This window comes from Streptomyces sp. NPDC053048 (assembly GCF_044547045.1).
Lineage (GTDB): Bacteria > Actinomycetota > Actinomycetes > Streptomycetales > Streptomycetaceae > Streptomyces.
The window spans coordinates 564088-582215 of the sequence record NZ_JBITZS010000005.1 but is presented as its reverse complement, the minus strand read 5'-3'; the positions used below and the strand labels follow the sequence as shown (position 1 = coordinate 582215).

The 18128-nt window shown below is 70.8% G+C and carries 17 protein-coding genes and 1 pseudogene; 8 read left to right on the top strand and 10 right to left on the bottom strand.

Translation table 11 applies throughout. The features are described from left to right. Positions 1-102: pseudogene (locus tag ACIG36_RS16615) on the top strand (lytic transglycosylase); the annotation flags it as partial. A gap of 91 nt (positions 103-193) precedes the next feature. Here the strand turns inward: ACIG36_RS16615 and ACIG36_RS16610 are convergent. The 5 genes from ACIG36_RS16610 to ACIG36_RS16590 all read right to left on the bottom strand — a co-directional run bounded on the left by ACIG36_RS16610 (position 194) and on the right by ACIG36_RS16590 (position 6298). Next, positions 194-787, bottom strand: coding sequence for a hypothetical protein (locus ACIG36_RS16610; RefSeq protein ID WP_399927588.1), 594 nt, complete (start codon positions 785-787; stop codon positions 194-196). Positions 788-928: 141 nt separating this feature from the next. Continuing rightward, the gene (locus ACIG36_RS16605; protein WP_399927586.1) at positions 929-1942 is read right to left on the bottom strand and encodes a cytotoxin leucocidin; all 1014 of its coding nucleotides are present in this window, start codon (positions 1940-1942) and stop codon (positions 929-931) included. A gap of 249 nt (positions 1943-2191) precedes the next feature. Next, on the bottom strand, positions 2192-2626 hold the full coding sequence (locus ACIG36_RS16600) for a hypothetical protein (protein WP_399927583.1): 435 nt from the start codon (positions 2624-2626) through the stop codon (positions 2192-2194). Positions 2627-2757: 131 nt separating this feature from the next. Next, positions 2758-5457 carry a LuxR C-terminal-related transcriptional regulator gene (locus tag ACIG36_RS16595; RefSeq protein WP_399927580.1) on the bottom strand — a complete coding sequence of 900 codons (2700 nt, stop codon included), beginning with the start codon at positions 5455-5457 and terminating at the stop codon, positions 2758-2760. A gap of 208 nt (positions 5458-5665) precedes the next feature. Then, positions 5666-6298 (bottom strand): hypothetical protein, encoded by a 633-nt coding sequence (locus tag ACIG36_RS16590; RefSeq protein ID WP_399927577.1) that lies wholly within the window; start codon positions 6296-6298, stop codon positions 5666-5668. Between the two features lie 233 nt (positions 6299-6531). Here ACIG36_RS16590 and ACIG36_RS16585 point away from each other — a divergent pair, with 233 nt between their 5' ends. After that, positions 6532-6909 carry a hypothetical protein gene (locus ACIG36_RS16585; protein WP_399927574.1) on the top strand — a complete coding sequence of 126 codons (378 nt, stop codon included), beginning with the start codon at positions 6532-6534 and terminating at the stop codon, positions 6907-6909. A 10-nt stretch (positions 6910-6919) separates the two neighbouring features. On the opposite strand, the gene ACIG36_RS16580 is transcribed toward ACIG36_RS16585, so the two are convergent. Then, positions 6920-7852: an endonuclease/exonuclease/phosphatase family protein gene (locus tag ACIG36_RS16580; protein WP_399927644.1), complete on the bottom strand. Its 933-nt coding sequence runs from the start codon at positions 7850-7852 to the stop codon at positions 6920-6922. A gap of 307 nt (positions 7853-8159) precedes the next feature. Here ACIG36_RS16580 and ACIG36_RS16575 point away from each other — a divergent pair, with 307 nt between their 5' ends. The 3 genes from ACIG36_RS16575 to ACIG36_RS16565 all read left to right on the top strand — a co-directional run bounded on the left by ACIG36_RS16575 (position 8160) and on the right by ACIG36_RS16565 (position 10284). Continuing rightward, on the top strand, positions 8160-9224 hold the full coding sequence (locus ACIG36_RS16575; protein ID WP_399927572.1) for a cobalamin-independent methionine synthase II family protein: 1065 nt from the start codon (positions 8160-8162) through the stop codon (positions 9222-9224). 150 nt (positions 9225-9374) lie between these two features. Then, the gene (locus tag ACIG36_RS16570) at positions 9375-9755 is read left to right on the top strand and encodes a VOC family protein (protein WP_399927569.1); all 381 of its coding nucleotides are present in this window, start codon (positions 9375-9377) and stop codon (positions 9753-9755) included. 88 nt (positions 9756-9843) lie between these two features. Beyond that, positions 9844-10284 carry a hypothetical protein gene (locus ACIG36_RS16565; RefSeq protein ID WP_399927566.1) on the top strand — a complete coding sequence of 147 codons (441 nt, stop codon included), beginning with the start codon at positions 9844-9846 and terminating at the stop codon, positions 10282-10284. A 34-nt stretch (positions 10285-10318) separates the two neighbouring features. On the opposite strand, the gene ACIG36_RS16560 is transcribed toward ACIG36_RS16565, so the two are convergent. After that, positions 10319-12325: a transglycosylase domain-containing protein gene (locus ACIG36_RS16560; protein ID WP_399927564.1), complete on the bottom strand. Its 2007-nt coding sequence runs from the start codon at positions 12323-12325 to the stop codon at positions 10319-10321. A 302-nt stretch (positions 12326-12627) separates the two neighbouring features. Here ACIG36_RS16560 and ACIG36_RS16555 point away from each other — a divergent pair, with 302 nt between their 5' ends. Together ACIG36_RS16555 and ACIG36_RS16550 are read left to right on the top strand one after the other, a co-directional pair. Further along, positions 12628-13182 carry a secondary thiamine-phosphate synthase enzyme YjbQ gene (locus ACIG36_RS16555; protein WP_399927563.1) on the top strand — a complete coding sequence of 185 codons (555 nt, stop codon included), beginning with the start codon at positions 12628-12630 and terminating at the stop codon, positions 13180-13182. Positions 13183-13298: 116 nt separating this feature from the next. Continuing rightward, on the top strand, positions 13299-14363 hold the full coding sequence (locus tag ACIG36_RS16550; protein ID WP_399927560.1) for a chitinase: 1065 nt from the start codon (positions 13299-13301) through the stop codon (positions 14361-14363). A gap of 43 nt (positions 14364-14406) precedes the next feature. Here the strand turns inward: ACIG36_RS16550 and ACIG36_RS16545 are convergent, their stop codons facing one another. Together ACIG36_RS16545 and ACIG36_RS16540 are read right to left on the bottom strand one after the other, a co-directional pair. Continuing rightward, positions 14407-15165, bottom strand: a complete 759-nt coding sequence (locus ACIG36_RS16545) for a hypothetical protein (RefSeq protein ID WP_399927557.1) — start codon at positions 15163-15165, stop codon at positions 14407-14409. Then, complete coding sequence (locus ACIG36_RS16540; protein ID WP_399927554.1) at positions 15162-15563, bottom strand: hypothetical protein; 402 nt, start codon at positions 15561-15563, stop codon at positions 15162-15164. Before ACIG36_RS16540 ends, ACIG36_RS16545 begins: the two co-directional genes overlap by 4 nt. A gap of 314 nt (positions 15564-15877) precedes the next feature. Here ACIG36_RS16540 and ACIG36_RS16535 point away from each other — a divergent pair, with 314 nt between their 5' ends. Beyond that, a complete protein-coding gene (locus tag ACIG36_RS16535) occupies positions 15878-16456 on the top strand; it encodes a hypothetical protein (protein ID WP_399927551.1) in 579 nt (192 codons plus the stop codon). A 117-nt stretch (positions 16457-16573) separates the two neighbouring features. Here ACIG36_RS16535 and ACIG36_RS16530 read toward each other — a convergent pair whose 3' ends face one another. Then, a complete protein-coding gene (locus tag ACIG36_RS16530) occupies positions 16574-18070 on the bottom strand; it encodes a Gfo/Idh/MocA family protein (RefSeq protein ID WP_399927548.1) in 1497 nt (498 codons plus the stop codon). Positions 18071-18128: the final 58 nt, after the last annotated feature.

The following is an 18128-nucleotide window of genomic DNA, read 5'->3' as shown; positions in this document are numbered from 1 at the left end:
ACGTCCTGGGACATCTACGACCCGGTCGCCAACATCACCGCGTCCTGCAACTACGCGGCCGACAAGTACGGCTCCATGGACAACGTCAACTCCGCGTACTAAATCCGGAGCGACAAAGACGCCGCAGGGCGGCCGCACCCCACGTGGGATGCGGCCGCCCTGCTTCATGCCGTCGCCGGGGCGAAGCGGTGCCTTACTCCACCGTCCACTTCAGGGGCTCCTTGTAGTAGCCCCTCCGATAGGTGATGTGGGTGACCTTGCTCTTCTCCGGCACGATGACCGGCGTGCAGAGCGTCTGGTCGTCGCCCTTCTGCCAGATGGCGTCGGTGTCCTGCTCCTTGCAGTCGGCGGGCCGGCTGCTGAGGTCGCCGATGAGAATGAGCTTCGTCCCGGGCTGGTTGCCTTCCGACGTCGCGCTGAGCTCGCTCGTCACCATGGGGCCCTTCAGCGGGGCGTCGCCCTCGACGAGCTTGGCGTTCACATAGACCCAGGCGACGGTCATGCCCTGGTACTTGTTGGCGTCCAGCTGGGTGAGGTCCGACGCCTTGCCCATCACCACACGCTGACCGGTGATGGTGAACTTTCCGGTCTTTCCCCACCGCGAGATCTCCTGCAACTCGGGGCTGGGCTGACCGAGCTTCAGCGGCTGCTGGGATTCGGCCGATGCTTTCGCCGAGCCCTTTGCCGTCTTCTTCTTGCCGGAGGTTTCACAGGCGGTCAGTGATACGGCGGCGAGCAGAGCCGTGCCGGCGGCGAGCGCGGCGCGGCGCCATGACCTGGAATTCATGTGCGTGAGCAAGGTGTCCCCGTTGTCGGTGGTGCTTTCCGGTCCTTGAACCCGGAAGTGGCGCATGAGTTTACGGGTACCTGTGCGATGGCCGGTGCGTGGGGCCCGGCCCGTCCGGCGAGGGCCCCACGCGGCGTCAGGTCAGCGGCCCGAGGCGATGACCCGCTTGCCGTTCTGGTCGAGGGGGATGGGGATGGTCTGGACGGCGGTGCTGCGCTTCTGCCGGCCGTCGAGCGGCTTCTGGACGGCGTTGATGTTCAGCGATACGCCCTGGCCGCCGGTGAAGGTGCCGTTGGCGAAGGTGTTCACGCCGCTCGCGGTCACCTCGTAGCCGGTGGTGTCGACGATCCCGTGAGCCTGGCAGTCCCGGAAGACCTCTTCGATGGGGACGAACCAGAGCCAGTGGTTGTCCCCGTCGTGGTTGAGGTCGACCTTTTCGTTGAACCAGATCGCCACGTTCCCGGTGAGGCCGACCGTGGCCGTCCAGTCGATGTCGTACTTCTGGGTGCCGACCACCAGGGACGCCTCGACGACCGACTTCGGCGGAATCTTGAGCGGCAGGTCGACGCTCCAGTTCTGGGTTTCCTTGTGCGAGAACTCCTGCGTCGAGGACAGGCTCGCCTCGATCGAGGTGGTCTCGCTGACCTTGGCGACCGCCGGGATCTCCGCCGACACCTCCATCGTGACCCCGATCTTCAGCGACTCCGTCACCGAGATCCGCAGGTCCTGCTCGGTGGTCTTGCTCTGCTTGTACGTGACCAGCTGCTCGACGTCCGTGCCGTTGCGGTAGTTGGTGGAGACGGAGCTGACCTGGCCCGGGACGGGGGAGGGGGCGCTGGGGTCGTACGTGATGCCGCTGTACTTCGTACGGACCTGGTGCTGGTGGTAGTCGCCGAGCGAGCTCTGCTTCCCGTAATCCGTCGAGGCGGTGAAGCGGCAGCCGTTGGACTTGGGGAACCTCTCCTTGGCCATCCATCTTCCCCACTCGTCCGTTATCTCCTGGAGCGAGCGTGCGGCGCCCTTCGTCTTCCCGGCGCTCTGCTGCCGGGGCGCGGCGACCGCGGCGTTCGCCGTCGCGAGGGACACGGGAATCGCCGCGGCGACTCCCGCGGCGGGTGCGAGCGCGAGGAGGCGCCGCCTGGAGACATGGCTCATTGAATTCCGTACTTTCTTGCGGTTGTTGACGGAAAGCCGCGTTGAAGTGGCTTGGTGAGCAATGCAATCGGTGATCGACCGGGCTGCATAGGGACTTTGGTCCCGACAGTCACATAAGTATCAGGAGTTCACTCACGTCACGCGTCTGGAAGGTGACGACGCGTCAAGCACGGCAACCATGCGTCGGCCGACCGTGGCGCTTCCGCGCGCCACGGCCGTGCCCGCCTGCTGGGAGTGCGGTTGCTACCGCTACGGTCCGCCCGTCCGGGAGCCGTCGGAGCCGTCCGCCCGGACGACGCACAGGCCCCAGATGACGAGTGCGCACAGCGCGATGGCCACCACCGACCAGAGCGGGTAGTAGGGAATCGAGAGGAAGTTGGCCACGAGCAGCACGGCCGCGACGGTCACTCCGGCGATCCTCGCCCACAGCGACGCCTTGAACAGGCCGATGCCCACCATGAGCGCCAGCACGCCGAGCAGGAGGTGGACCCAGCCCCACGCCGTCAGGTTGAACTGGAAGACGTACTGGGGCGTGACCACGAAGACGTCGTCGTGGACTATGGCCATCACGCCCCTGAAGAGGTCCAGGAACCCGATGACCAGCATCATCACGGCCGCGAACACCGTCAGTCCGCCGGCCGCGGCCTGCGAGGTGTCCGTGCGGGGGTCGAGCGGGGACGACATGATCCACCTCCAGATCTGCGTGATACGGCCCGCCGGGGCCGCGCTCCCAGCGTCACCGTCCGGGCGGCGCGCCCGCATCGCCCGGAACGGGTGAGTCACCCGTGACGGAGGAGGCGAGCGGCGAGCCGGAGTCAGAGAATGCGCAGCTCCCTGCCGCGCTCCACCGCGGCCCGGCGCCGGGAGACGCAGAGCTTGTGGTAGACGCTCCGCAGATGCGTCTTGACGGTGTTCACCGACACATGCAACTCGGCCGCGATCTCCTCCGTGGACATCATCCGCGCCACACAGGCCAGCACCTCGCGCTCACGGCCGCTGAGCGGCTCCACGAGGGCGGGGCCCGATCCGGGGGCGGAACCGTTCACGGAACCATGCCCGTTCCCCTCGCCCGTCCCGTCCCCGTTCTGCCGCCCCTCGGCGAGCCAGGACGCCGCCCGCGCGGCCCCGCCGTGGCCCACGGGCACGTCGAGCAGCTGCCGCAGCCAGGGTGCGGCCTCGCTGAACGGCCTGCTCAGCCGCTCGGGACGGGCCGCGTCGGCCGCCTGGGCGACCAGGGCGTACGCCTGCGCCCGGTCCCCCTCCAGCATCGCGGCCCGCGCCCGCAGCAACAGGATGCGGACCCGGTCCGGCAGATTCAGCCGCGGTGACCGGCCGGCGTACCGGACGAGCCCCAGCGCCCGGCCGGTGCGCCCGGCGGCGAGGTGGGCGAAGGCCAGGGCGACGACGGGCGCGGGCCCGTCGGCGCCGGTGCCGCGCAGTGCGGCGACAGCGGCCCGGGGATCCCCGCAGGCCAGGGCGGCGGCCGAGCGCGCGAGGGCCAGGCGCTCGGTGTCCCACACCGCGTGCACCGGCCCGTGCTCGCGCAGCGCCGCCAGCGCCCCTTCCCGCCGGCCGCCGTCCAGCTCCAGACGGGACCGCAGGACGGTCCGCTCGGCAGCCAGGACCACGTCGTCATGCGTGTCCCGGCACCGCTCCGCCTGCTCGAGGTGACGCCGGACGGCGTCGCCGTCGTCGCGCTCGGACGCCACCGTGGCCAGTGCCAGATACCCGGATCCGCTGCGCCCGCCGGGCGGAACGCCGTACCGGTCGGCCGTCGCGAGCCCGCGCAGGGCGTGGTCCTCCGCCGCACCGAGCGCGCCCGCCACGGCCTCCGCCAGCGCGAGTGTTCCCAGCGCCTCCTGCCGAAGCCGCGCGAGCCCCGCCGTGTCGGCCTCGCACGCCCGCACGACGGCAGCGAAGGCATCCCGGGCCTCGTCGAGGCGGCCGGCACGCAGCAGCGCGCGGGCGAGCCCATGACAGCGCAACGCCTCGGTCCCCGGGTACGCCTCGAGCCGCCCCGGTGGCACCCGCTTCATGAGCTCCCGTACGGTGCGCGCGGCCGCCCCGGCGCGTACCGCCTCGTCGGTGCCGCCAGCGTCCTCGTACGGCCCGCACAGGAGCCACAGCAGAGCGTGCGCGAGCCGGGCCTCGGGGTCCGCACCTGGCGGCCCGCCGCGCAGAGCGGGCCCCGCCGCCGCGAGCCGTCTGCGGCAACCGGCCAGGTCGCCTCGCGCCAGCCGGCAGGCGGCCGCCACGAGGGCGGGTTCGGTGCCGCCGACGTCCGAGGGCATGCGGCAGAACAGGCCCGTCAGTCGGTCGGCCGCGGGGCCGGTGAGCAGTGTGACGGTCATCGACCGCCGGACGATCCCACCGGCGGCGTACTGCCAGTCCCCGGCAGCCGCAGCGTGCTCCACCGCCTCGGTGACCCGCCCGGCGGCTGCCAGTCGGCGTGCGGCCCGCGCGTGGAGCAGGGGCGTCAGTCCGGGCCGCTCCGCCCGCAGGTGGGTGCGCAGCACCGACGCGTACAGCGGATGCACCCGGAAGCAGGACGTTCCGTCGACCGCCTCGACGAAGCCGTTGGACCGGGCCAGCGTGTTGAGGGTCCGCTCGGCGTCCCGGCGCCCTGTCAGAGCGTTCGCGAGCTCGGGTTCGACGCGTTCCAGGACGCTCGTGCGCAGCAGCAGTTCCCGCGCGGCGGCGGGCCGGGTGCCGAAGGCCTCGGTGAGCAGATAGCCGGAGACGGCGTGCTCGGGTCCGGCGCCGGACCGGGCGAAGGCGGCGGGATCGTCCGACCGCCGCATGGCCAGCACGCACAGCTTCAGCCCGGCGGCCCAGCCCTCCGTCCGGGCGGTGAGCGATCGGACGGTGTCGTCCTCCGCCGGCAGACCGTGCCGCCGCAGGAGCGCCGCCGCCTCGTGCCGGGTGAACGCCAGGTCGGCGCCGCCGATCTCCGTCAGCCGGTCCTCGGCGCGATACCGGTGCAGCGGCAGCCCGGGATCCTCCCGGCTCGTCACCACCAGCCGCAGCAGGGGCCCGGCACGCGCCAGGACGGACTCGAGGCCCGTCGGCACTTCGCGCCCCGCCGTCCTGTCGAAGCCGTCGAGGACGAGCACCACCGGCTCGGGCAGCCGTTCCAGGGCCACGGCAAGGCGGGCCAGTGACCGCCGGCCGGCCCCCTCGCGCCACGCGCGCGTGGCGAAGCCGTCGGGGAACGCGGGCAGCGACCGGCGAAGGCCTTCGGTCAGCGAGGGCCAGAAAACGCCGGGGTCGCCGTCGTCCGGGCCGAGCGTCAGCCACACCACCCGCCCCGGAACCGCCCCGGTGCGCGCCCACGCGGCCACCAGAGTCGTCTTTCCGGCCCCCGCGGGCCCGGTGACGAGGGTCAGCGGCCCATCCACGCCCTGGCCGATCCGGTCCAGAAGCCGCTGACGGCGGACGTACGTACGGGGGACGGCGGGAACCGCGAACGTCGCGGTGGGCAGCGGCTCCCCGGACGGTGCGGGTGACGATGCCACCGTGCCGCTCCGGATGCCGCCGCGGCCGCTCCGGCCACTTCGGCCGCTGGGGGAGTCCCGGCCGCTCGGGGAGTCGGGGAAGCGGGGGGTCGGATGCATGCGATGACCGCCGTGGGGAGCGCCGGCCGGACCCGTTCTCCGGGCCCGGTCACCGCCACCATCGTCGCCTGCCACCGGCGGTGATCGCCACGCGGGCGCGGGAGGCGGCTCAGCGGCGGCGCCCTCCTCCGCCGCCGGACCTCGGGCGCAGCAGCGCGGCGGCCAGCACGGCGGGTGCCGTGATCACCAGGGTGAGCGTGACCAGCGACGCGCCGCGGGGCGGCTGTTTGCGCAGGCCCTTCGCGTAGCCGCGGTGGACACGGAGGGCGGGCGGCTGCCGGCGCGGGGGCGCGGCCTCCTTCGCGGCCGGCGGGGACGGCGCGTCCGACGGTGGCACGGCCTCCTCGCGGACGCGGACGCGGACGGGCTCCGGCGCCGGCGGAGGGGCGGGAGCGGGCCGGAGCCGCACGGGCGGGGGCGGTGCCACGGGGGCGGGCGGCACGGGCGGTGGCGGCAGCGCGGGCGCCGCCTCGGGCAGCCGTGCCGGAAGCCGGGGCTCGGGGCAGCTCAGCCGCACGCCGGCGTCGAGCACGAGGAGACGCGCGTGGACGTCCACGCCCAGGCCGAGGCACGGGGGCAGGGGCGCGGGCGGCAGCACGGTCAGGCTGCCCGCGACGGCCGTCAATGGCGTGCGGTCGGCGGCAACGCGCCCCCCTGCCTCGTCCGCGGCCGCTCCGCCCGCCGAAGCCAGCACGGCGGCGACGGCCAACACCACGTACCCCGTTCTCAGAAGTGCCCTCATGCGCAACAGCCTGCACATCGGGGTGTGCGGCCGGATGCGATCGCCCCGGATTCCTCCGATGGACGGAAAGTCGGCTCGGCTTACCGCCGGGGAGGACCCGCGGAGACTCAACCGCGCGGGTGACAAATCACGGCCGTATCGCTGTCAAGAAAGGGCGAACGGTCCCGGCCGCGCGACGATACCCGCACCGAGGCCCATCAGCCCCTCGGACCACTCTCTGTGCGGAGGAGCCCATGTACGCTGCCGAGTTGGCCGCCAAGACCGTCGAGCCCAGCGCCGACGAGGAGCGCCTGGCCGAGGACTACGTCACCATCCTCGCTTCGGTCTCCGCGATGGACCAGGCGTTCCGTGACGGGGACTGGAGTCGGGCGCGCGACGAAGCCGATCAGCTCATGAGCGCCGCGGAGGAGATGTGGTCGGCCCTGTCCGCCTGGGAGGACGGCGAGCACCCCGGCGCCCCGGTCGTCGTCGCCGACGCCGCCAAGGTGCGTCAGCTCATCGCCGTCTACGCCCGGCCGCACGCGGTCGGCCGCGCCCTGTATCCGGCCAGCCTGATCGAGGACTTCCAGCTGCGGACCACCGTGGAGAACGAGGATCTCGCGCCCTGCTGAGCGCGGCCCCCTACGACGGCCGCCGGCCGGCTTCGGGAGGCCGGAACCCGAGGACCGCCTGAACGGGAAGGTGGTCGCTGGGGAACCGCCCGCCGTCGGAGAAGGTGTTGATGTCGGCCCGCAGTGTGCGGACGGAAGGGGAGGCCAGGATCCAGTCGATGCGGTCCCCGTCCGGCACCAGCGGTCCGTAGCCGTGGAACGTGGCGTACTGCGGGCCGCGTTCTGCGGCGGTGTCCCAGGTGTCGGCCAGCGCACCGTTGTCGAGCATCGCGTCGTACACGGGGTTGCGGTGAGCGGCGACGTTGAAGTCGCCGGTCACGATGCGGGGGAGCGTGGCGTCGAGCTCCCGCAGCCGGCGGGTGATCAGCTCCGCACCGCGTTCGCGGGCGTACTGGCGGGCGTGGTCGAGGTGGGTGTTGAGGACGTAGAAGCGGGTCCGGGTCGGCAGGTCGGTGAATCGGATCCAGCTCGCCATGCGGATGACGGTGTTGCCCCAGCTGGTCGAGCCGATGAGGGAGGGGGTGTCGGACAGCCAGAACTGGTCGTACTCGTCGGGGACGAGCCGGCGGCTGTCGTAGAAGACGGCGCCGAACTCGTCATGGCTGCCCCCTGCCCGGCCCATCCCGATCCAGGCGTAGCACGGGCCGAGGTCGTCGGCGATGTCCCGCAGCTGACCGTGCAGCCCCTCCTGCGTGCCCAGCAGATGGGGCTGCTCGCGGCGCAGCAGTCGGCGCATGACGGGCCGGCGCTCGGACCAGGGATGCGGGCCGCTCTCGGAGGCGTAACGCAGGTTGAAGGTCATGACCCGCAGCGCCCACCGGTGATCCTCCGTCGCGGGGCGCGTGGCCGCGGTGGCCGGCAGGGGAGCACCGGCCGGGGCGTACGCGGTGCCGGGGGTTCCGGCGGGCAGCCGGGTGACCGCCGCGGCGGCCGCCAGGTGCAGCGCGGTACGACGGCTCGGTGACGGGCTGGGCGATGGGCTGGGCGACGGGCTCGGTGCGCACGACGCGGGTGCGGGCACGGTGCCTCCCGGATCAGGAGGGCCCGGCCGCGCGCGGCACGAGCGGAGCCCTCGGCGGTCCCGTCCGCAGCATGCGTGAGGTTCCTCGACGCGTAACGGTCGTTTTGCGACCGGTTGCCGGTGGCCGTCGTATGCCATGGTGGCCGAGAAGCGCCGGTGGCGCCCGTCCCGGCCGGCCGTGGTCATCTGTGCGATTGTCGGGACGCACGTCACTCCCTACTCTCGCGGGATGGCCATCCCCACCGAGCCCATCGGCAGCATCCCCCGTCCTTCCGAGCTGCTGGCCGCCCTGGCGGCCCACGCCTCGGGCGAGATCGGCGAGGCCGAACTGGCCGCCGCCCAGGAGCGCGCCGTCCATGACACGATCCTCCGGCTGGAGGAGACCGGCTCGCCGGTCGTCACCGACGGCGAGCAGTCCAAGCCCAGCTTCGCCACCTATCCCCTCACGGGACGGGACGGGCTGTCGCCCGACGGCGTCGTGATCCCCTTCGCCGACGGCCACCACCGGCAGCTGCCGGCGCTCACCGCGGGACCGTTCCGCTACGGCGTCCACGCCGACCGGTACCTGCGGGCCGCGCAGGGCATCGCGAGCGTGCCGGTCAAGCAGGCCGTCATCGCCCCTTCGGCGCTGAGCCTGCTCTATCCGGCGGACGGCATCGACGGGTACGCGCGCGAGGCGTTCCTGGACGACCTGGCGAACGAGGCCGAGGCCGACATCCGCCGCTGCCTGGAGGCCGGGGCGCACGTCGTCCAGCTCGACTTCACCGAGGGACGGCTCTCGCTCAAGCTGGACCCCGCCGGAAGCGTCCTGGACGACTTCATCGCCCTCAACAACCGGGTGCTCGAACGGTTCTCCGCCGCCGAGCGGGCGCGGATCGGCGTGCACACCTGTCCGGGGGGAGACCACGACTCCACCCACAGCCTCGACGTCGACTACACGGACCTCCTCCCCAAGCTGCTGCGGCTCAAGGCGGGCATCTTCTACGTCCAACTCGCGAGTGAACCGGATCCGGACAAGGTTCTGGCCGTCATCGCCGAGCACCTGCCCGCCGACGCGCGGGTCTTCATCGGTGTGACCGACCCGATCGACCCGAGGATCGAGACACCCGAAGAGGTGCGCGACCGGGTACTGGCGGCCGCCCACCACCTGCCCGTCGACCGGCTGGGCACGTGCGACGACTGCGGGTTCTCCCCCTTCGCCGACGACACCTCCACCTCCCGTGACACCGCCTTCGCGAAGATCCGGGCCCGGGTGGAGGGGACGGCCCTGGCCGCCCGGGAACTGGGAGTCTGACGGCGGGTCGGTAGCGGGCAGGGGCCGCGAAAACCCTTCGCGCCTGCTCGTCTCGCCCGGTACGGTCGCGAGCGTGTTCCCACTGCGGGAGCCCAAGAGTTCCGCGCGCGGCCGTCCCGGCAGTTCCCACGCTGAGAGTAGGTTTCGTCAATGGCATGTCGTATCAGTGAGCTCGTGCTCAAGTGCCGCGACCCCGAGGCGCTGGCGCGGTTCTGGTGCGAGGTCCTGGACTTCGTCGTGCTCGGTCGTGAGGCGGAGGGCTGCATCGAGATAGGTCCTCGCGAAGGGTTCGGCGGCCCGCAGCCGACGATCTTCCTCATCCGCAACGACGACCCGAAGAACGCGCATGACCGGCTGCACATCGACGTCAACGCCACCGACCGCGATCAGGACGCCGAGCTCGAACGCCTCCTGAAGCTCGGGGCACGCCCGGCCGACGTCGGCCAGACCGGCGACGAGTCCTGGCACGTTCTCGCCGACCCCGAGGGCAATGAGTTCTGCCTGCTCAAGGGCCGACTCAACCCGATCTGACGGTTCGGCGGTCCCCGGTGCGGCCCCACTGGGGCCCGCCGCGGCCCCGCGTACCGCGGGTTTCCGGCCGTGGGAGATGATTCCCGTCATGCGATACGACGAGGCACTCATAGGGCACTGGAGCAGTGCGCCGTTCGACTACGGGGTGATGGAGAGCAGCGATCTCGCCTTCCTGCCCGACGGCCGCGGCTGGGGCGTGCTCGCCAACCTGGCCGGAATGGAAGTCGTCCGCTTCCGCTGGCACTGCCCCGGCCCCGGCCTGCTGGAGATCCGGGACGAGCACTACGCCCAGGGACAGTGGGACGTGGACACGGACGGATTCTCCTCGGTGGAGGAGACGGCGTCCGCCGAGTACGTGACGCTCAGCCGCTACACCATCGGCCCGGAGGAGGCCGCGGTGGGCGAGCCGCGGCAGCTGACGGCCGTGACGTTCGAGGAGACCGTGATGGGCGCGTTCGTCTACGCCCGAGGGGCCCGTGAGATCGAACCGACCCAGGACCCCTCGTACAGCCTCTTCCCCTACACCTGATCCCCGGCCCGCCGCCGAACCGCGGCGGCCCCGCTCACCGCGCCCCCATGTAGTCGGCCCAGATGCGCGCCGGGAACGCGTTCCCGCGCTGCGAGCCGTCGCCGCCCACGTCGGACATCGGCAGCAGCTGCGGTTCGTTCGGCTTCATGCGGAACATGGTGACGGCCGTGGACAGTTTCTCGGTGGAGCCGATGAACCAGGCCGACTTGAGCCGGTCCTGGTCGCCGGTACGGCCGGCCAGGAAGGGGCCGACGCGCTCGGCCGTACGGGCGTCCGCACCGACCGCACCGTCCCCGCCGTCCGCACCGTCGACGCCCTTCTCGCCGACCTCGCGCAGGACCTCCGCGACCTTGTCCGCCACGTTCTTGTCCAGCGCCCGCCGGGCCTTCGCCCGGCTCTCGAAGCCGCCGATCGACGTGCCGTCCTTGAGGAGCTTCGTCACCGAGTAGGGGTCGTTCTGCGCGCCGTGGTTGGCGAACGTCGCGTACGCCCCGGCCATGCGGATCGCGCTGGGCGTCGAGGTGCCGACCGGGAAGGACTGGTCCAGCCCGGCCAGGCTCTCCTTGAGCAGGCCGGTGCCGACGGCGGTGTCCCGTACCTTCTCCAGCCCCACGTCCCGGCCGAGCTGTGAGTACGTGGCGTTGCCGCCGGTCATCAGGGCCTGGCGCAGGGTGGGGTGCGACTCGTCGGGGCCGGCGCCGTCCGAGGACTCGTCCTTGAGGCCGCCGCCCTCGCCGTAGTAGCTGTCCGGGGTCACCTCCTGCCGCTTGCGGCCGTCGCCGCCGGAGGAGGGCACGCCGTGCTCGAGGGCGGAGGCGAGGACGAACGGCTTGAAGGCGGAGCCCACCGGGACGCCGAAGGTGTCGGCGTTGTTCAGGAAGTGCTGGGTGGCGTCGGGGCCGCCGTAGAGGGCGAGCACGGCGCCGTCGGACGGACGCACCGAGGCGGCACCGGCCTGCACGCCGGCATCGGCGGAACGCTTCTTCGGATCGATGTTCTTCTCCAGCACGCCCTCCACCGCCTTCCTCAGCTGCTCCACGCGCTTCTTGTCGAAGGTGGTGTGGATCTTGTAGCCGCCGCGGGCGAGCTCCTGGTCGGTCAGCAGCGTGCGCTGCTTGATGTACTTGTTGGCGACGTCGACGAGATAGCCGGTCTGGCCGCCCAGGCTGGTGGAGGTGGACTGCCTGCGCGGTTCGGGGAACGTGCGGTACTTGTCCCGTTCCGCCCGGTCCATCAGACCGGCCTTGACCTGCCGGTCGAGAATCCACTTCCAGCGGTCCACCGCCCGCTCGTGGTTCTTCCTGCCGCCCGAGGGGTCGTACAGCTCGGCACCCTTCAGCAGCGCCGCGAGCATGGCGCCCTGGCTCGGATCGAGCTTCTTGGCGGGAATGCCGTAATAGGCCTGTGCGGCGGCTTCGATTCCATAGGCGCCGCGCCCGAACCAGCTGGTGTTCAGATAACCCTGGAGGATTTCCTGCTTGCTCTTCGTCCGGTCCACCTTCAGCGAGATGACGAACTCCTTGACCTTCCGGGAGACGGTCTGTTCCTGGGAGAGGTAGGTGTTCTTCACATACTGCTGGGTGATGGTCGAGCCGCCCTGGGTCTCCTGTCCCTGCGCCGTGCTGGCGGCCGCCCGGAGGATGCCCTGGAACGAGACGCCGGAGTCCCGGTAGAAGCTCTCGTTCTCGGCGGCTATCACCGCGTTCTGGGCGGATTCCGGGACGTCCGACAACCGGACGATGGTCCGGTTGAGCGCCCCCAGGCTCACCATCTGGGTGCCGTCCGACCAGTAGTAGACATTCGCCTCCTGACGGGCCGCCGCGTTCTCGTCGGGAATGTCGACGGTCGCGTAGACGTAGGCGAACAGACCGCTCAGGCCGCCCACGACGAGCGTGAGGGGGACCAGGACCTGGCGCCAGGACGGAAGCCAGCGGCGGAACCCGCGTCTGCCGCGGCGCGGGTAGTCGATCAGACGCCGGCCGGCCACCGCCTCCTTCCGGCGGCGTCGGCTGGGACGAAGCGTGCTCCGGTGCTTGCTCAAGGCCAGTCGCTCCTCGACGAGGCGGCTCATGCGGGACAGGGATGGGGGACAGGGGTGGACATGGAGAGAGACGATCTTGCAAGGTCGCCGGTTGGCCGTTCCAGATGAGCGTTGTGTGACAGAACCGCAGGCCGGCGGTCCGGCAGCCCGGCAGTCCGGCCGGAACGGGCGCGGGGCGAAGTGACCGGAACGGTCGTTACCCGGCCGGGGGTGGAGTGCCACTGTGCACAGCACTGGAGCGCACAGCACTGAAGCCTGCACAGCACTGAAGCTGTGGAGCCGTTCTCTTCCCAGGAGGCGCGATGAGCACCCTCTCGGGCTCACGCATCGACGTGATCTCGCACGACGTCCTTCCGGCCGGCAGCTCGATCGCGATCTCGGTGCGGCTCGCCGTCACCATCGAGAGCCCCGAGGCCACGGTCGACCTCACGAGGGAACTGCGCCGCCTGGTCGCCGGGGCGGGCGTCGCCGAGGGCACCTTGCACCTGTACTGCGGTCACACGACCTGCGGCCTGGTCGTCAACGAACGCGATCCCGGCCTGGAAGCCGACATGCACGAGGTCCTGGAACGCCTGGCCCCGCACAGCGCGATCCACCCCTACGCCCACGACAAGCTGCGCACCCCCGCCGAACGCCTGGTGCACGCCGAACGCGACAACGGTCACTCCCACGCCCGAGCCATGATGGCCACCCACCCCGAGCTCAGCATTCCCGTCACCTCGGGCGCGCTGTACCTCGGCCGGTGGCAGGCGGTCATGCTCACCGAGTTCGACGGCCCCCGCACCCGCGAGGTCCTGGCCCGCGTCCACAGCGCGCTGCCGGTGAGGACGTACGACGGTGGGGCGGAAGGGAACTGACGACGGCTCGGCGGCACGGGACCGGCCTGGTCCAGACCTATTGACGGCCGCGCACGGCCGTCCTACCGTCCCGGCCAAGACCTTTGCCCACCGCTTGGGGCCACCGGGAGCGCAGCATGTTCGGTCGGAAGTCCCGCCTGCTCGGATGCGGCCTGGCCGCGGCCCTCGCCCTCACCTCCGCCGCACAGATCCCGGCCGGTGCGGCACCGGCCGCGCCGCACGAGGAGACCTGTGCCGTGAAGTCCAGGCCGACGGGCAAGGTGCTCCAGGGCTACTGGGAGAACTGGGACGGAGCCGCCAACGGCGTGCACCCGCCGTTCGGATGGGTTCCGATCACCGACTCCCGCATCGGGAGCCACGGCTACAACGTGATCAACGCGGCTTTCCCGGTCATCCGCCCCGACGGCACCGTCCTGTGGGAGGACGGCATGGACGCGACGGTCAAGGTCGCGACCCCGGCCGAGATGTGCCGGGCCAAGGCGGCCGGGGCCACGATCCTGATGTCCATCGGCGGGGCGACGGCCGGCATCGACCTGAGCTCCGCCGCCGTCGCCGACCGGTTCGTCGAGACGGTGGTGCCGATCCTGAAGGCGTACAACTTCGACGGCATCGACATCGACATCGAGACGGGCCTGACCGGCAGCGGTGACATCACCAAACTGTCGACGTCACAGGCCAACCTGATCCGCATCATTGACGGCGTCCTCGCCCGCATGCCCGCGAACTTCGGCCTGACGATGGCACCGGAGACCGCCTATGTCACCGGCGGCAGCGTGACGTACGGCTCGATCTGGGGCGCCTACCTGCCGATCGTCAAGAAGTACGCGGACAACGGTCGGCTGTGGTGGCTGAACATGCAGTACTACAACGGGAGCATGTACGGCTGCTCGGGGGATTCGTACCAGGCCGGGACGGTCAAGGGCTTCACCGCCCAGACGGACTGCCTGAACAAGGGCCTGGTCGTCCAGGGCACGACGATCAAGGTCCCCTACCACAAGCAGGTGCCGGGGCTGCCCGCCCAGCCCGGCGCGGGCGGCGGCTACATGTCCCCGAGCCTCGTCGCCCAGGCCTGGAACACCTACGGCAACGGCCTCAAGGGTCTGATGACCTGGTCCCTGAACTGGGACGGATCGAAGGCGTGGACCTTCGGTGACAACGTCAAGGCGCTTCAGGGCCGCTGAGCCGCGGCCTGGCACCGGCCGGACCGGAACCGAGTCATCTCGGTCAACCGATGGCATCCCAGACGACCGCTGTTCCCGCGAAGGCGCCATTGGTGAACTTCCCGGCCGTCAGGAAGGCGATGCGACCGTTCTTGGTCTTCACGCAGAGGCGGGAGCCCCCCTCGACCGGCAGCGTCTCGACCGCCTGGGTGCGCAGCAGGTCGGCGCAGTCCTTGCGGACAGGTGTACCGGTGCGGGTGTAGGGCGCCAGGGCGGGGGTGTCGTGCACCAAGTCGCCGCTGGTACCGAACGCCGTCGCACCCTGAGCGTTGAGCTGGGGGTACAACACGATGAAGCCGCCCCCATAGGCGGCGTCGGAGCTCTGCACCGTGGGTGGGTTGGCGTCGAGGTCGAGAGAGGCCAGCCGAATCGGTCCCCTGTACCGGATGGTGTCGGTGGCGGGTGCGCCGGTTGCTTCCGATCCCGAGACGGTCGGCTGCACGGCCGTGTCGCCACCGGCGGACAGGCCGGTGCCGGCCGGGGGCGACACCCCCTGTGCGCCCTGGCTGCCGTGCGCGGTGTTGCCGTCCTGACGGGCGGTGCCCCAACCGAAGTGGGCGCTGAGGAAGGCCCCGAGGGCTGCCGTGCACACGAGGGCCACGCTGATGGCGACGGCTTTGCCCGTCGACTTCCCTGGCGGTGGGGTTGCGGGGGCAGGTGGGGTGATGTGGATGTCGCCACCGGCGACGAACGCGTCCCCGGTCCCGGAGTGGCGGTTCTGTTGACGGTGGTCACGGCCGGGGCGCTGGTGGGACGTGGTCATCGGTTGACCGTGATGTCCCCACCGGCAACGAACGCGTCTCCGGTCCCGGAGTGGCTCACGTGCTGCTCGATGTGCCTCGAGTGGGCGCCCCGCGGGGGATCGGCCAACAACTGCCGAAGCTCCTCGGCAACGGCCGGGTCCTGCAGGAGGAGCCAGGCGATTCGCTGCTGAAGGTTCTGCTGGACGGCCTCGGTGACGCTCTGGTCGCGGTTGGCATGAGCAGCGGTGACGGTGGCCTGCAGCGCGTCGAGGTCGGCGGTGATCGTATCGGCCTGGCCCGGCATGACTCGCTGCCAGAGGCCGATCAGTCCAGTGCGCAGCGCCAGCCACGCATCCGTGACCATCAGATTGGTGATGGTCGAGCCGGCTATGCCTGCCAGCTCGGCGAGCTCGTTCACGATGAGTCCCCCTCAGCTCCCGAACTGCGCGTACTTCTGTTCCCGCGGCGCAAGCATAGGGATCGCAGTGGCGTGAGTGCGGTGGTTCTCCATCATTGATGCGGAGTGGCCTCCGGGCAGCTGACGGGGTCGACAGGGGGGTGGTGGCCTCCGCGGCTTCCTGCCTCCGGGGTTCACGCTCTGGGTGCCGCGCTCACTCGGACCGTCACCTTTTCACCCGTATGGCTCAGCTGGGTAGCGCGCCGCGTGCTTCGCCGCCGCACTGTGAGAGGGCGAGTGCGGTAAACGCGCAGCCATTGGGGGTGGGAGGTCTGATGGAATACACCGCTCCTACTGCCGGACTCATCATTGCCGCAGTGCTGTTCCTCATCGGCGTACTCAGTGTGAACGACCTCGCGGCCCGCGATTTCAAGGTGACCATCTCTGGAAAAGTAGGGCCGTTCCAGAGGGGAATACTGGTAGCCGCTTCTGTTCTCTGTCTTGTGCTTTCTGTCGTGGGGTTTTATCTGCTCGCCAATCGCCCCTCCGGTTCGGGTCAGCCGCCGCCCGGCCAGACCGCGCCAGTTGGTCGTCAGATGACGATAAGGGTGTCCAGCTCGTTGCCGGCCGAGGATCAGGAAGTGGTGCAGGAGACCGACGTGGTAACCGTCAACGGCGCACGTGTGACGCTTTCCATGGACAGCGACAGGCCGCAGACGAATGACGTCCTTCATTTCGAGGGGGAACCCGGCGAACTGGAATACAAGGTCGAGATTACGATGGTTTCGAGAGACGGTTCCAAGCAGGAGTACTCGGGGAGTGGAACCATCTACATCGACAACGGTCTCTCGTACATTGTTCAGCTGAGCGGGGACGATCCGCCGCAGGCTGTACTGGAGAGAGCGGCCGGTTGATTATTGAAGCTTGACGCGGCAAGTGCGTCAGGCCGGAGCGGGGCCGTCGGTCCTGCTGGTGTCGAACGGGCCGGCTCCAGCCGCCACCGCGGCTGGAGCCGACCCGCGGGCAAGCGGTCAGCCGGCGGTCGCCGGCTTGGGGGAGTCCACTCCCGGGCGCGGCTTGCGCCACAGGCCGCGGGTGAAGTCGGGGATGTCCTGCGGCATGCCCTTCGCCTTGATCGAGGCGTGGCTGAGGGCCACGGGAGCCGTCCAGGTGGCCGCGTCGTAGACGTCGAAGTCGGGGACCAGGCCGAGCCGCAGGCACTGGATCAGGCGGAAGATCATGATGTAGTCCATGCCGTCGTGGCCGCCAGGCGGGTTGGCGTTCTCCTGCCACAGCCAGTGGTCCCACTTCGCGTACGCGCGGAAGTCACCCCACCGGTCGTTGGACATCTCCGGCTCGAGGTAGATCCGCGGCGGATAGTCCTCGAAGACGCCCTTGGTGCCGCCCAGTACGTTCAGGCGGCTGTAGGGGTGCGGATTGGAGACCGCGTGCTCCAGGCGGATGACCCGGCCCTTCGCCGTCTGCACCAGGCTGACCGACATGTCGCTGCCGACGTAGCTCTCCTTCCAGCTCGGATCGCCCGGCGGCATGTGCTGCTCCCGGTAGGCGGCCAGGCCGAGCGCGGGGGAGCCGAACGTTGTGATCCGTACGGCGCGGTCGCCGCGGTTGATGTCCATGTAGTTGGCGACGGGGCCGAAGCCGTGGTTGGGGTAGAGGTCGCCCTTGAGGCGGGTGTGCCACCGGCGGCGCCACGGACCTTCGTAGTACGTGGGGGAGAACATCAGCTCGCGCAGATCGTGGATGTACGCGCCCGCACCGTGCAGCAGCTCGCCGAAGAGCCCGGCATGCGCCATGCGCAGCACGCGCATCTCGTTCCTGCCGTAACAGCAGTTCTCCAGCTGGAGACAGTGCCGCCGCGTGCGTTCGGAGAGGTCGACCAGCTGCCACAGCTGCCCCAGTTCCATGGCGAGGGGGCACTCGACCCCGACGTGCTTGCCGCCCGCCAGCGCGGCCCGCGCCATCGGGAAGTGCCACTCCCAGGGGGTGGCGACGTAGACGAAGTCGAGGTCGCCGCGCTCGCACAGCCGCTCGTAGTCGTCCTCGCCCTTGATGTAGAGCGCCGGGGCGGGCCGGCCCGCCGCGGTCACCTTGGCGGCGGCCTTCCGCGCCTTCTCCGGGACGACGTCGCACAGCGCGTTGACCTGGACGCCGGGCATGGCGAGGAAGAGGTCGGTCATGGAGTCGCCGCGATTGCCCAGCCCGATGATGCCGATCCGGACGGTGTCGCGCCGCTCGAAGGGTACGCCGATCATGGTTCGGCCCTGGCGCTCCGGCCAGGCCGGTTCGTTCCCGGTCGCCGGCTTGCCCGAGGCCCGTGCCGGGGCGTCGGCCGCGCCCACCGCGCCGAGTCCGCCGAGGGCCGTGCCCAGCCCGGCACCGGCCGCACCGGCGGTTCTCAGCACGGACCGGCGGCTGGGCTCACCGGAACCCTCACCGCTGTGGTGCTCGTTCCCATGCTGCTCGTTCCCGTGGTGCTCGTTCTGGTTCCGCGGTGCTGACTCGTGCATCGGTCCTCCAGGGGCGATGGTGAGTTGCGGGTGCATGAACCAACCACGGCAAGGACCC